The organism is Flavobacterium sp. IMCC34852 (assembly GCF_030643905.1).
GTDB classification, from domain to species: domain Bacteria; phylum Bacteroidota; class Bacteroidia; order Flavobacteriales; family Flavobacteriaceae; genus Flavobacterium; species Flavobacterium rivulicola.
Genome location: NZ_CP121446.1, coordinates 524,633 through 537,767, shown reverse-complemented (window position 1 = coordinate 537,767; position 13,135 = coordinate 524,633). Strand labels below are relative to the sequence as shown.

11 protein-coding genes are annotated in these 13,135 nt (G+C 36.7%); 9 read left to right on the top strand and 2 right to left on the bottom strand.

The window, feature by feature from the left end:
* The first annotated feature begins 85 nt into the window (after positions 1–85).
* From P7V56_RS02370 to P7V56_RS02355, 4 genes are all read left to right on the top strand, one after another.
* A complete protein-coding gene (locus tag P7V56_RS02370) occupies positions 86–1,771 on the top strand; it encodes a glutamine--tRNA ligase/YqeY domain fusion protein (RefSeq protein WP_171221272.1) in 1,686 nt (561 codons plus the stop codon).
* Positions 1,772–2,051: 280 nt separating this feature from the next.
* Complete coding sequence (locus tag P7V56_RS02365; RefSeq protein WP_171221273.1) at positions 2,052–2,381, top strand: YtxH domain-containing protein; 330 nt, start codon at positions 2,052–2,054, stop codon at positions 2,379–2,381.
* On the top strand, positions 2,381–2,731 hold the full coding sequence (locus tag P7V56_RS02360) for a competence protein (protein WP_171221274.1): 351 nt from the start codon (positions 2,381–2,383) through the stop codon (positions 2,729–2,731). The genes P7V56_RS02365 and P7V56_RS02360 overlap by 1 nt, the downstream gene beginning before the upstream one ends.
* 2 nt (positions 2,732–2,733) lie before the next feature.
* Positions 2,734–2,988 (top strand): DUF6327 family protein, encoded by a 255-nt coding sequence (locus tag P7V56_RS02355; protein ID WP_171221275.1) that lies wholly within the window; start codon positions 2,734–2,736, stop codon positions 2,986–2,988.
* A gap of 29 nt (positions 2,989–3,017) precedes the next feature.
* Here the strand turns inward: P7V56_RS02355 and P7V56_RS02350 are convergent, their stop codons facing one another.
* Positions 3,018–4,004: an SPFH domain-containing protein gene (locus tag P7V56_RS02350; RefSeq protein WP_171221276.1), complete on the bottom strand. Its 987-nt coding sequence runs from the start codon at positions 4,002–4,004 to the stop codon at positions 3,018–3,020.
* A 78-nt stretch (positions 4,005–4,082) separates the two neighbouring features.
* Here P7V56_RS02350 and P7V56_RS02345 point away from each other — a divergent pair, with 78 nt between their 5' ends.
* A complete protein-coding gene (locus P7V56_RS02345) occupies positions 4,083–4,727 on the top strand; it encodes a PorT family protein (protein WP_171221277.1) in 645 nt (214 codons plus the stop codon).
* 35 nt (positions 4,728–4,762) lie between these two features.
* Here P7V56_RS02345 and gltX read toward each other — a convergent pair whose 3' ends face one another.
* Entirely contained in the window at positions 4,763–6,268 is a 1,506-nt protein-coding gene (gene gltX, locus P7V56_RS02340) for a glutamate--tRNA ligase (RefSeq protein ID WP_171221278.1), read from the bottom strand.
* Positions 6,269–6,400: 132 nt separating this feature from the next.
* Between gltX and P7V56_RS02335 the strand changes: the two genes are divergently transcribed.
* From P7V56_RS02335 to P7V56_RS02320, 4 genes are all read left to right on the top strand, one after another.
* A complete protein-coding gene (locus P7V56_RS02335) occupies positions 6,401–9,775 on the top strand; it encodes a DUF4175 family protein (RefSeq protein WP_171221279.1) in 3,375 nt (1,124 codons plus the stop codon).
* Entirely contained in the window at positions 9,768–10,190 is a 423-nt protein-coding gene (ybeY, locus tag P7V56_RS02330) for an rRNA maturation RNase YbeY (protein WP_171221280.1), read from the top strand. The genes P7V56_RS02335 and ybeY overlap by 8 nt, the downstream gene beginning before the upstream one ends.
* A gap of 3 nt (positions 10,191–10,193) precedes the next feature.
* Complete coding sequence (gene mnmG / locus P7V56_RS02325; RefSeq protein WP_171221281.1) at positions 10,194–12,065, top strand: tRNA uridine-5-carboxymethylaminomethyl(34) synthesis enzyme MnmG; 1,872 nt, start codon at positions 10,194–10,196, stop codon at positions 12,063–12,065.
* A gap of 101 nt (positions 12,066–12,166) precedes the next feature.
* A complete protein-coding gene (locus tag P7V56_RS02320) occupies positions 12,167–13,012 on the top strand; it encodes a class I SAM-dependent methyltransferase (RefSeq protein ID WP_171221282.1) in 846 nt (281 codons plus the stop codon).
* Positions 13,013–13,135: the final 123 nt, after the last annotated feature.

Sequence of the window (13,135 nt, the reverse complement as noted above, 5' to 3'; positions counted from 1 at the left end):
CTCTTTTCAAAATGTCAAATAACCAAATGAACGCATAACCAAATAACCAACAAATTTGATAACTTTGCGACTCAAAATTTTGAATATGTCAACAGAAGAGAAGTCACTTAATTTCCTCGAACAAATTATCGAAGAAGATATGAAAAACGGTTTGTCTAAAGACAAGTTGCGTTTTCGTTTTCCACCGGAACCTAACGGGTATTTACACGTGGGTCATGCCAGTGCGATTTGTTTAAACTTTGGTTTAGGAATTGATTATCAGGCGCCTGTGAATTTGCGTTTTGATGATACCAATCCGGCTAAAGAAGAGCAGGAATACGTTGATGCAATTAAAAAAGACATCGAATGGTTGGGATATCAATGGGATACGGAATGTTATGCTTCGGATTATTTCCAACAATTATATGATTGGGCTGTTGAGTTTATCAAAAAAGGAAAAGCTTATGTGGATAGCCAATCTTCGGAAGAAATGGCCAAGCAAAAAGGAACACCCACACAAGCCGGAACCAATTCACCTTACAGAAACCGTTCTGTAGAGGAGAATTTAGACTTGTTTGAAAGAATGAAAAATGGTGAATTTCCAAATGGAACTCACATTCTTCGCGCCAAAATTGATATGTCACACAACAATATGTTGATGCGTGATCCGATTATGTACCGTATTCTACATTCACATCATCATCGTACCGGAAATGATTGGTGTATTTATCCAATGTACGATTGGGCTCATGGGGAAAGCGATTATTTGGAACAAATATCACACTCGTTTTGTACACTTGAGTTCTTGCCGCACCGTGAATTATACGACTGGTTTTTAGACCAAGTGTATGATTCAACCAAAGTGCGTCCAAAGCAAAGAGAATTTGCTCGCAGAAACTTGTCTCATACCGTAGTTTCTAAACGCAAACTATTACAATTGGTTGAAGAAAAACACGTTACCGGTTGGGATGACCCAAGAATGAGCACGATTTCGGGAATGCGTCGTCGCGGTTATCCGCCAATGGCGATCCGAAATTTTGCCAAGACTATCGGAATTGCTAAGCGTACAAACTTGATTGATGTTTCGCTTTTAGAGTTTTGCGTTCGCGAAGAATTGAATAAAACCACACCTCGTGTAATGGCAGTTTTGAATCCGGTGAAGTTGGTCATTACCAATTATCCTGAAGGTCAGGAAGAATGGTTAGAAGCCGAAAACAACCCGGAAGAGGAAGTAATGACCTATAGAAAAGTGCCTTTTTCTAAAGAATTATACATCGAAAGAGAAGATTTTCAGGAAGAACCAAATAAGAAATTTTTCCGCTTAACTTTAGGAACCGAAGTTCGTTTGAAAAATGCTTACATCATTAAAGGGGAAAGTGTTGTCAAAGATGCCGACGGAAATATCACCGAAATTCATTGTACTTATGACACCGATTCCCGCAGCGGAAGTGGTACTGAAGCTTCTCAACGCAAAGTAAAAGGAACGATTCATTGGGTTTCTATAAATCATGCAATTCCGGCGGAAGTGAGGATATACGACCGTTTATTTTCACATGAAAGTCCGGATGGCAACAAAGAAATCGACTTTAAAGAATTCATCAACCCGAATTCTTTGGAAGTAATTACCGGTTATGTGGAACCAAGTTTGCAATCGGCAAAAAATTTAGACCAATTCCAATTCCAACGGTTAGGATATTTTTGTGTAGACAAAGATTCTTCTCCCGAAAAATTGGTTTTTAATAAAACGGTTGGCTTAAGAGATACTTGGGCCAAAGTAGAAAGCAAAGAATAATTTTCGAATAGATTTTATAAATGGAAAGCCTGTGTAATAGCAGGCTTTTTCTATTATTATTAAAAACTATCATAAGAATAAAATATATAATTTCAACTAATTAAAATCAGCTTTCATAAATTGATTTTGTTGGATTTTTAAAATTTCGGAAGGTCATTTTATGCCGTCTAAAGCGAACCGCTTTTATATCGCTTTAAAATCATTTTTCGTCATTTAACGGCTTATTAACGGCCTTTGGTTAAAATTTTCGTAACTTTAGTAAAATTAAAAACACAAAATTATGTCTGGTAAAAGTAGTGATAGCATTTTGGCTCTTTTAGCCGGTGCTGCGATAGGAGTTGGAATCGGAATTTTATTTGCTCCTGATAAAGGTTCCAAAACAAGAGAAAAAATCAAAGGCAGTTTTGATGATTTGAAAGAGGATGTCAAATCGAAGTTTGGTTCATTTGAAGAAGAAGCCAAAGAAAAATTTTCGCAGTCCAAAGACGAACTGAAAGAAACGGTTGAAAACCTCCTTTCAAAATCGAGTTACAAAGCTGAAGAAGCCATTTCCTTTTTGGAAGAAAAATTGGCCGAGCTAAAAAAACAAAATGCCAAATTGCAGAAATAATGGCTTTTGAAGAAATCAAAGAAAATGTAGAAGACATTCAGGAAAATGCCAAAGCGTATATGGAAAGCAGTATAGCTTACTACAAACTTTGGGGTTTTAAAGTGGCTATGAAGTCAACGACTTTGATGGTCAAGTTTATGCTGATTGCCCTTTGCCTGACGATTGTTTTACTTTTTGTTTCGATAGCCGGAGCATTGGCTTTGGGAAAAATGTTCGATAGTTATCCTTTAGGATTTTTGGCAGTGGCCGGCATTTATTTGGTTTTAGCGATGCTTTTATTTTTAGTCAAAGATAAAATTGTCGAAGGGCCAATTTTAGAGAAATTCTCCGAAATATTTTTTAACGACTAATTATGGAGCCAAAAAAATATTCCTCCTACGCCGAAATCGAGCACGATTTAGAAATTCTGAAACTGGAAAAGGAAATCTATTATCAGAAGATGAAGCTTAGCTTTGATAAAACCAAAGAAAGCATAATTCCTTCTGAACCTTTAGAAGGGTTTTATTCGGTTTACAAAAAAGTTTTTTCCGGGACTTTCGGCATGATTTTAAAGATTTTGATTCCTTATGCCATCAGTTGGTTTATAAACAGAAAAAGAGGCGATTAAGCCTCTTTTATTTTGGTTTTAAATTCTCTTTATACTTCCTCAGTAGGATTAGAAGTATCCGAAGGATTATAATCGGTTGACGTGTGGTCATTTTTCTTTTTAATGCGTTTCGGAGTATTTTTCATGACTTCACCTACTTGATTACTGGCTGTAAAACTTGCCACCATGTTATTCAACATATCGCTTCCGGCTTGAGGTGAATTTGGTAACAAGATTAAATTCGAGTTGGTATCAGCGCCAATAGCTTGTAAAGTATCATAATGTTGCGTAACCACGATTAAAGCGGAAGCTTCCTGTGAATTGATGCCCACATTGTTCAATACTTCCACACTTTCTACCAATCCACGCGCAATTTCTCTTCTTTGGTCGGCGATACCTTGCCCTTGTAAACGTTTGCTTTCGGCTTCGGCTTTGGCTTTGGCCACAATACGGATTCTTTGGGCTTCTGATTCGAATTCGGCGGCAGTTTTTTCTCTATCGGCCGCATTGATTCTGTTCATCGCATTTTTTACTTGAATATCCGGATCAATATCGGTCACCAAAGTGTTGATGATGTCATATCCATAAGCCATCATAGCTTCGTTCAATTCGCGTTTAACGGCAATCGCAATATCGTCTTTTCTTTCAAAAACATCGTCTAATTTAAGTTTAGGCACTTCGGCACGAACTACATCAAACACATAAGCAGTGATTTGATCGTGCGGATATTCTAATTTATAAAATGCTTCGTATACTTTTTCTTGTATCACTTTGAACTGAACTGATACTTTCATTTTTACGAATACGTTGTCTTTAGTTTTGGTTTCGATGATAACATCCAATTGTTGAATTCTTAAATTCACTCGACCGGCAATTCGGTCAATGATAGGAATTTTAAGTTGTAAACCCGAGTTTCGGATGCTTAAAAACTTACCAAAACGTTCAATCACCACAGCGGTTTGTTGCTTTACAGTAAAAAAGCAAGAGAACAATACTAAAAGACCAAAGACTAAAAAGGCAATTAAAAAAACATCCATTGTTTATTATTTAAATTGTTAATACGGTGTTTATACGAAATATATGTATGTTTGTTACAAATTAACTGTCATCATTTCATGAACAAAAATCTTATCATCCTTTTGTTGTTGGCCACAACATTGGGTTATGCACAATACGGCAATAGAGACGGAAATCGTATAGGTATTTCAGCCGGAATTTCACAAACTACTTTATTTACCGATAATTTTAAAGCCAGCCCCGGAATGGGTTTTGCCGGTGGACTTTCTGTTCGAGGGAATTATTATAACAATTGGAGTATGATTTACGGCATGCAGTTTTTCACCAGTAATTTTTCCTTAAAATCCTCTTTTGATCAAGATATCAAATACAATGTTCAAGGTGTTCAAGTGCGTTTATTATTCAGTTATAATGTAGTAGAAGACCATGTTTCGTTAGATTTTGGTCCGGTGTTGCAAATCAACGGTAAGCTCAAAGTAGATCCAACCGATGAAAACCGACTCTTAAAAGGAACTTTGTTGACCGCCAATCAGATTGTAGATATTTCACCCGTAAGCGGTAATTTTTATTTAGGATGTTCTGCCGGAAGCAGAACCATCAGAGCGGTAATTTTTTATGAATACGGCTTTACCAATATTCTAAACAAGCTCAACAAAGACGATGCTTTACAAGCTTTAAATAATGGAGATAAGTTTAAAGGAAACTTGGGAAGTATTAATGGACAAGTGATTATTAATTTATAAAAAGAAAAGTCCCGAGTTAATCGGGACTTTTCTTTTTATAACGTTGCAATCGCTTTCTCCAGTCGCTTGATGGTTTCTTCTTTGCCAATGAGTTCCACTATATCAAACAAATGCGGTCCTTTTAATGCTCCAACCAAACTCAAACGGAAGGGCTGCATCACTTTTCCCATACCGATTTCGTTATTGGTCATCCAATCTTTTACGATAGTTTCAATGTTTGCCGAAGAGAATTCGCCCACATTTTCCAAAACAGAAATCAATTGTTGCATCAAATTCGGCGTGTCTTCTTTCCAATTCTTAGCGGCTTTTTCATCATACGAAGTTGGTGCCACAAAGAAATAATCGGCTAAATCCCAAAATTCTGAAACAAAATTAGCACGTTCTTTTATCGAAGAAACGATTCTAACCAGTTTATTGTTTTCAATTGTGATTCCTTTTTCAAACAAAGTAGGCGCAAAGGCTTTTGCCAAACTTTCATCACTTTGTTTTTGCAAGTATTGGTGGTTGAACCATTTGTTTTTCTCCGGATCAAATTTGGCTCCGGCTTTGTGCACTCGGTTTAAATCGAACTTTTGAGTCAGTTCTTCCAAAGAAAACAGTTCCTGTTCGGTTCCGTCATTCCAGCCTAATAGTGCCAAAAAGTTAACCACAGCTTCCGGGAAAAATCCTTTTTCTCGGTAACCCGAGGAAACGCCTTCTTCACTTTTCCATTCTAATGGAAATACCGGAAAGCCCATTTTATCGCCATCGCGTTTCGATAATTTTCCGTTACCAATTGGTTTTAAAATCAATGGTAAATGTGCAAATTCAGGTGCTTCCCAACCAAAGGCTTTGTATAATAAACTATGCAAAGGCATCGATGGTAACCATTCTTCGCCACGAATTACATGCGAGGTTTCCATCAAATGGTCATCGACAATATTCGCTAAATGATATGTTGGCATTCCGTCTGATTTGAACAAAACTTTGTCGTCTAGCAAATTGGTTTCAAATTTCAAATCACCTCGAATGCTGTCATGCAAATGCAAAGTTTCATTCACAGGCGTTTTAAAACGAATCACATAAGTTTCGCCAGCCGCAATTCTTTTTTCGGTTTCTTCATTTGAAATTACTAAAGAAGTATCCAATTTTTCACGATTATGCCAATTGTAAATAAAGGTTTTACCTTCGGCTTCGTGTTGTTTTCTGTGCGCATCCAAAGCTTCAGCCGAGTCAAAAGCATAGTAAGCCCAACCCGAATTTACTAATTGATCAGCGTATTGTTTGTACAACGGTTTTCTTTCGCTTTGACGGTATGGTCCGAATTTTTCATTCTTTCCAACAGTTTCGCTTGGCGCAATGCCTAACCATTCTAAGGCTTCAAAAATATATTGTTCCGCCCCGGGAACGAAGCGATTTTGGTCGGTATCTTCAATTCTCAAATAGAAAACACCGTTATGTTTTTTGGCAAATAAATAATTGAATAAAGCGGTTCTCACGCCACCAATGTGCAAAGGTCCGGTCGGACTTGGGGCAAAACGAACTCTAACAGGTCTTGACATTTTAGTAAAATTTTGGTGCAAAGATAAAATTTAATTAGCCAAGAAATCACGAATTTTCATTGGCAAATTTTTAACGTTGGTTATTCGCCAAAAATTGTACATTTATCGGTTATAAAAAAGATTGGCTGAAAAGTGGAAAAATCAAACCTTATTTATCAAAAGTTAGAAGACTTTATTCGGAAGTTTTATACCAATGAATTGCTGCGCGGAACCATATTTTTCGTTGGCTTAGGTTTGTTGTATTTTATTTTCACGCTTTTTGTGGAATATTTTCTCTGGTTGAAACCAACGGCGAGAACTATTTTGTTTGCCTTATTCGTTGTTGTGGAATTGTTTCTGCTTTTGCGATTTATTCTTTTCCCGATATTCAAGCTTTTCAAATTGCAAAAAGGAATTGATTACAACCAAGCTTCCAACATTATCGGAAACCATTTTAGTGAAGTAGGCGATAAGTTGACCAACTTTTTACAATTGTCTCAAGACCAAAATAAATCAGAGTTGCTTTTGGCGTCGATTGAACAAAAGGCAAGTACGTTGCAACCCATTCCTTTTGGCAATGCTATTAATTTAAGGAAGAATAAGAAGTACTTACCGTTGGCGGTGATTCCGATTTTATTCTTTTTGTTTTTCCTGATTTCAGGGAAAGGTGATATTTTGTCCCAAAGTTTGAATCGTGTGGTGAATTTTAAACAACAGTTTTTACCGCCGGCGCCCTTCGAATTTGTCTTGGTAAATGACAATTTGCAAACTGAACAAAACAAAGATTTTTTGGTAAAAGTCAAAACCGTTGGTAAAGTTTTTCCGGAGAATGCGATGATTTACATTGGTGAGGAAAGCTATTTTATGGAAAGCAACAAAGCCGGTGAATTTCAATTTGTAATTCCTAAACCATCCGAAGATTTAGAATTTCATATAGAAGCCAATGAGGTTTCTTCCCGTGATTATGAATTGAAAGTGGTAACCGTTCCTTCAATAGCCAATTTCGAAATGGTTTTAAATTTTCCGAGTTATTTGAACAAAAAATCAGAAGTCATTAAAGGAACCGGAAACGCCATAATTCCCGAAGGAACAAAGGTTACTTGGCGAATGAATACGTTGGCGACGCAAAAAGTGGATTGGGTGAATGCCAACAATCGTTTTGCTTTTGCCAAACAAGACAATCTATTTACGTTGTCAAAGAGCATACTTCAAAATGTAGATTATCAAATTTTAACGTCTAACAATAAGGTTCAGAATTACGAGAAACTAAATTATCAGATTTCAGTTATCAAAGACCAGTTCCCAACAATTACCGTAAACAATGCGCCCGATAGTTTAAAGGTGAATAAGAATTATGTTCTGGGTCAAGTTTCAGACGATTACGGACTTTCTAAGCTGCAAATTGTCTATTATCCGAAAGACACGCCAAACAGCCCTAAAAAAGCATTCATAAGCGTTAAGAAAGATGTTTACGATCAGTTTGTGTTTTCGTTCCCGAGTAATCTTCCGGTAGAAGAAGGTGTTTCTTATGAGTACTATTTTGAGATTTTTGACAATGATGCGATTCACGGTTTGAAAAGCACCAAGTCTGCTGTATTCAGCAACCGAATTACCACAGAAACAGAGAAACAAGACGAAATGTTGCAACAGCAAAACGACAACATTAATTCATTGGCTAAATCTTTAAAGGCGCAAGACAAGCAATTATCCGAAATGGAAAAACTGCAAAAAATGGGTAAAGAGAAAGACAACTTGGATTACAAAGAACAACAAAAAGTCAACGATTTTATCCAGCGCCAAAAGCAACAAGACGAATTGATGAAAGAGTTTTCGGAGAAGATGAAAGACAATCTGGAGCAATTCAAAACCGAGAAGAAAGACGAGAAGAAAGAATTGTTGCAAGAACGCTTAGAGAAAACCAAAGAAGAATTAGAGAAAAACCAAAAGCTTTTGGATGAACTTCAAAAACTGAATGATAAAATCAGTAAAGAAGAGCTGTTTGAAAAGATGGAAAAATTCCAACAAGCCAGTAAAAATCAAACCAAGAGTTTAGAGCAATTAGTGGAATTAACCAAGCGTTATTACGTGGAAAAAAAGGCTGAGCAGATTGCAGATAAACTGGACAAACTAGCAGAAAAGCAAGATAAATTGGCCGATAAGAATGAGGAGAACAATGCTGAAAAACAAGAAGACATCAACAAAGAGTTTGACAAACTTCAAGAAGAGTTGAATGAGTTAGACAAAGACAATAAGGAATTGAAATCTCCTATGGATTTACAAAATACGGATGAAAAGGAGAAAAGTATAGACGAAGATTTAAAGAACGCTAAAGATCAATTGCAAAAGCAACAAAAAGACAAAGCAAAGCCAAAGCAAAAAAGCGCTTCCAAAAAGATGAAGCAAATGAGCCAGCAAATGATGGAACAGATGCAATCCGGTGACATGGAGCAAATGGAAGAAGATGTGGCTATGTTACGTCAGATTTTAGATAATCTATTGGCTTATTCATTCTCTCAAGAAGATGTAATGAAACAGTTTAAAAATTTGAAACGCGGTGCGCCATCGTTCAATAAAAACTTAAAAATCCAACAAGATTTAAAACAACAATTCAAACATGTTGACGACAGTTTGTTTGCCATGTCATTACGGAATCCTAAAATAGCGGAAGAAGTCACAAAGGAAATTGGGAACGTTCAGTACAACGTAGATAAAGCCTTAGAGAATTTGGCGGAAGCTAATGTGTCAAAGGGAAATTCACACCAACAATACGCTGTTTCTTCTGCTAATAAATTAGCCGATATGTTAAGTGATATTCTAAATGGCATGCAAATGCAGATGCAAATGCAAGGACAAGGACAAGGCAAACCCAAACCTGGTCAAGGACAAGGTGCCGGCATGCAATTGCCGGATATTATCAAAAAGCAAGATGGTTTAGGGGAGAAGATGAAAAAGGGCATGAAGAAAGGTGAAAAACCGGGCGAAGGTCAAGATGGAAAAGAAGGTGAGAAACCCGGTCAGGGTCAGCAAGGAAGTAAAGAAGGTAAAGGCCAACAAGGAGGAAAATCAGGACAAGGCCAAGGGAATGAAAAAGGCGGTGAAGAAGGTCAAGACGGCGAAGGTGATGCTAAAGCCATCATGGAAATTTACAAAGAGCAACAACAATTGCGTGAAGCTTTAGAAAAGGAATTAAAGAAGCAAGGTCTTGGTGGTAACGGTCAAAACACCTTAAATCAAATGAAGCAAATCGAGAAGCAATTACTTAACAAAGGTTTTAATAACGAAACGCTTCAAAAGATTCTTAATGTGAAATACGAGTTGTTAAAATTAGAAAAGGCTTTGCAACAACAAGGCGAAGATAAAAAGCGACAATCGGAAACGAATAAGAAAGAATTTAATAATCAAGCCAATGCTTTGCCAAGCAAGCTTCAAGAATATTTGAATAGTATTGAAATTTTAAATAGACAAAGCTTACCTTTGCGCTCCAATTTTAACCAGAAGGTTCAAGAATATTTTATCAAGAATGATTAGTTTTAATTACGAGTCAAATTTCAATTTAGACAATGAATCGCTTTATGTCGATTGGCTTTCCAAAGTCATTACCTCCGAATTAAAGAACGAAGGCGAGATTAATTACATCTTCTGTGACGATGATTATTTGTTGGAGATAAACCAGCAATACCTGGACCATGATACGTTAACAGACATCATTAGCTTTGATTATTCTGTCGGAAACGAACTACACGGTGATATTTTTATTTCCATAGAAAGAGTTCGAGATAACGCAAAAGATTTCAATGTTTCTTTTGAGGATGAATTAAAGCGCGTAATGGTTCACGGCGTTTTACATTATTGCGGTTACAAAGACAAGTCTGAACAAGACGAACAACTAATGCGTGAAAAGGAAGAGGAGAAAATGAAAATGTTCCACGTGAAACAAAAATAAAAAATGTTTTTAGAAAAATACGATACCATAGTAGTAGGAGCTGGACATGCGGGTTGTGAAGCAGCGGCGGCATCGGCTAATTTAGGTTGTAAAACTTTGTTGGTCACGATGAGTTTGCAGAATATAGCTCAGATGTCGTGTAATCCTGCTATGGGCGGAATAGCCAAAGGACAAATTGTTCGTGAAATAGATGCGCTTGGTGGTTACTCGGGAATTGTTTCTGATAAAACCGCGGTGCAATTTAAAATGTTGAATAAATCAAAAGGTCCGGCCATGTGGTCGCCAAGAGTGCAAAGTGACCGAATGCGTTTTGCAGAAGAGTGGCGATTAATGTTGGAGCGAACAGAAAATCTCGATTTTTACCAGGAGATGGTCAAAGGTCTTTTGATAAAGAATAACAAGATTGAAGGGATTGTCACTTCGTTGGGAATTGAAATTAAAGCTAAAACGGTTGTCTTAACCAATGGTACTTTCTTAAATGGATTGATTCACATTGGAGACAAACAATTTGGTGGAGGAAGAGCGGGCGAAAGTGCTGCTTTTGGCATAACCGAAGATTTAATTAAAGTTGGTTTCGAATCAGGAAGAATGAAAACCGGAACGCCGCCACGAGTTGACGGTCGTTCTTTAGACTATTCAAAAATGCGTGAAGAACCCGGAGATTTGATTCCGGATAAGTTTTCTTATTCTGATGAAACCAAACCTTTGTCGCATCAAATGTTGTGTCACATGACTTATACTTCGAATGAAGTGCATAATATTTTGCGCGAAGGATTTGATCGTTCGCCTATGTTTAACGGCAGAATTAAAAGTATAGGGCCAAGATATTGTCCATCTATTGAAGATAAGATTAACCGTTTTGCCGATAAAGAACGTCACCAGCTTTTTGTTGAACCTGAAGGGTGGAATACCGTTGAAGTTTATGTAAACGGCTTTTCAACTTCATTACCTCAAGATATTCAATTTAAAGCATTGCGCTCAGTAGAAGGTTTTGAGAAAGTTAAGTTTTTCCGTCCCGGTTACGCGATTGAATACGATTATTTTCCGCCAACACAATTAAAACATACTTTAGAAACCAAGTTGGTTGAAGGCTTGTATTTTGCTGGACAAATCAACGGAACAACCGGTTACGAGGAAGCCGCCTCTCAAGGGATGATGGCCGGAATCAATGCGGCATTAAAAGTGAAAGAACAAGAGCCTATGATTCTTCGTCGTGACGAAGCCTATATTGGCGTTCTAATAGATGATTTAATTACCAAAGGCACAGAAGAACCTTACCGCATGTTTACTTCACGAGCGGAATACAGAACACTGTTGCGCCAGGACAATGCAGATTTTAGATTAACACCAAAATCTTTCGAAATTGGTTTGGCGTCTGAAAAGCGAATGCGAAGAATGGAGCACAAGTTCAATGAAAGCGAAAAAATGGTCAACTTCTTCAAAGAAACTAGTATTACACAAGAAGAAGCCAATCCGATTTTAGCCGAAAAAGAAAGTGCGCCAATGACACAATCAGATAAAATGTTTAAAGTATTTTCACGTCCTCAAATTGAATTGGATGATATTTTGAAATTTGATAAAGTTCAAAAATACATACAAGAAAATGATTTGGATAAAGAGATTATTGAGCAAGCTGAAATTCAAGTGAAGTATTCCGGTTATATAGAAAAGGAAAGAAATAATGCCGAAAAGCTTATCCGCTTAGAAGATATTAAGATCCCGGAAAATTTCGATTATCACAAAATCAAATCCATGTCAATAGAAGCCAAACAAAAACTAAGCGCCATTCGCCCGGTAACTATTTCACAAGCTTCGCGAATTAGTGGTGTTTCACCGGCCGACATTTCAGTTTTATTAATTTACATGGGAAGATAAATTTTAAAGTTCAGCCATCAAAAATCAAATATCTAAAATTTAACATCAATTGCGTTCCACGTGAAACGAAGTTGGCCAAGCCTTATCAATAAAGCGTTTATATGAGTTTTCAAAATAATATTTTTTTTCAGAAAGTTAGAGATTATTCGGTTTCTAAAGAAATTTTCGAATTGCATCACAATCCTGAATATGATATCTTAATTACATTTCCAAAACCGAGTTTGGAGAAATTACCGTCTTATTATGAAAGCGACGACTACATTTCACACACCGATGGAAAGCGATCTTTGTTTGAAAGAGCCTATCATTTTGTAAAAGGTATTGCTCTTAAAAACAAACTCAAATTAATCAATGCACAAACTCAAAAAGGAAAACTTTTAGATATTGGCGCCGGAACAGGCGACTTTTTAGTGGTAGCTAAAAATGATGGTTGGCAAATTACGGGTATTGAACCTAGTGCTAAAGCAAAGGGAATAGCTATTCAAAAAGGCGTAACTTTTGCACAGGGTTTAACAGAATTAGAAAGCAATTCGTTTGATGTAATTACCATGTGGCATGTTTTAGAACATGTGCCCAATCTTGAAGAGTATATCTCAGAATTGAAAAGATTAATAAAACCAACCGGGACTATTATTATCGCTGTGCCGAATTTTAAATCGTTTGATGCCAATTTTTACGGAAAATATTGGGCAGCGTTTGATGTGCCAAGACACATATGGCATTTCTCTAAAACGGCTATTGAGAAATTATTTGCTGAGAAGGAAATTAAATTGGTTGAAGTTTTACCTATGAAGTTTGATAGTTTTTATGTCAGCTTGCTTTCAGAAAAATACAGATCAGGTAAAATGAATTTTGTTAGGGCTTTTTTTGTAGGATGGAAGTCAAATTTGAGCGGCAAGAAGACCAATGAATATTCGTCGCACATTTACATTCTAAAAAACAAGTAAAAACCAAATTAAAGACCCAATTTTAACTAAAAAAGCCCCAACCAAGCAAAGCGTTGTCTAAATCACAAATCGCCCTTAAAACGCTTTATTTAAAGCCAAAAATAATAAAAGGTAATTATTGTT

Bases quoted from the DNA above. Each gene is read 5' to 3' on its own strand.
- mnmG (WP_171221281.1), top strand. From the start codon at position 10,194: ATGTTTTTAGAAAAATACGATACCATAGTAGTAGGAGCTGGACATGCG.
- P7V56_RS02365 (WP_171221273.1), top strand. From the start codon at position 2,052: ATGTCTGGTAAAAGTAGTGATAGCATTTTGGCTCTTTTAGCCGGTGCT.
- P7V56_RS02320 (WP_171221282.1), top strand. From the start codon at position 12,167: ATGAGTTTTCAAAATAATATTTTTTTTCAGAAAGTTAGAGATTATTCG.
- P7V56_RS02345 (WP_171221277.1), top strand. From the start codon at position 4,083: ATGAACAAAAATCTTATCATCCTTTTGTTGTTGGCCACAACATTGGGT.
- P7V56_RS02370 (WP_171221272.1), top strand. From the start codon at position 86: ATGTCAACAGAAGAGAAGTCACTTAATTTCCTCGAACAAATTATCGAA.
- P7V56_RS02355 (WP_171221275.1), top strand. From the start codon at position 2,734: ATGGAGCCAAAAAAATATTCCTCCTACGCCGAAATCGAGCACGATTTA.
- ybeY (WP_171221280.1), top strand. From the start codon at position 9,768: ATGATTAGTTTTAATTACGAGTCAAATTTCAATTTAGACAATGAATCG.
- P7V56_RS02350 (WP_171221276.1), bottom strand. From the start codon at position 4,004: ATGGATGTTTTTTTAATTGCCTTTTTAGTCTTTGGTCTTTTAGTATTG.
- gltX (WP_171221278.1), bottom strand. From the start codon at position 6,268: ATGTCAAGACCTGTTAGAGTTCGTTTTGCCCCAAGTCCGACCGGACCT.
- P7V56_RS02360 (WP_171221274.1), top strand. From the start codon at position 2,381: ATGGCTTTTGAAGAAATCAAAGAAAATGTAGAAGACATTCAGGAAAAT.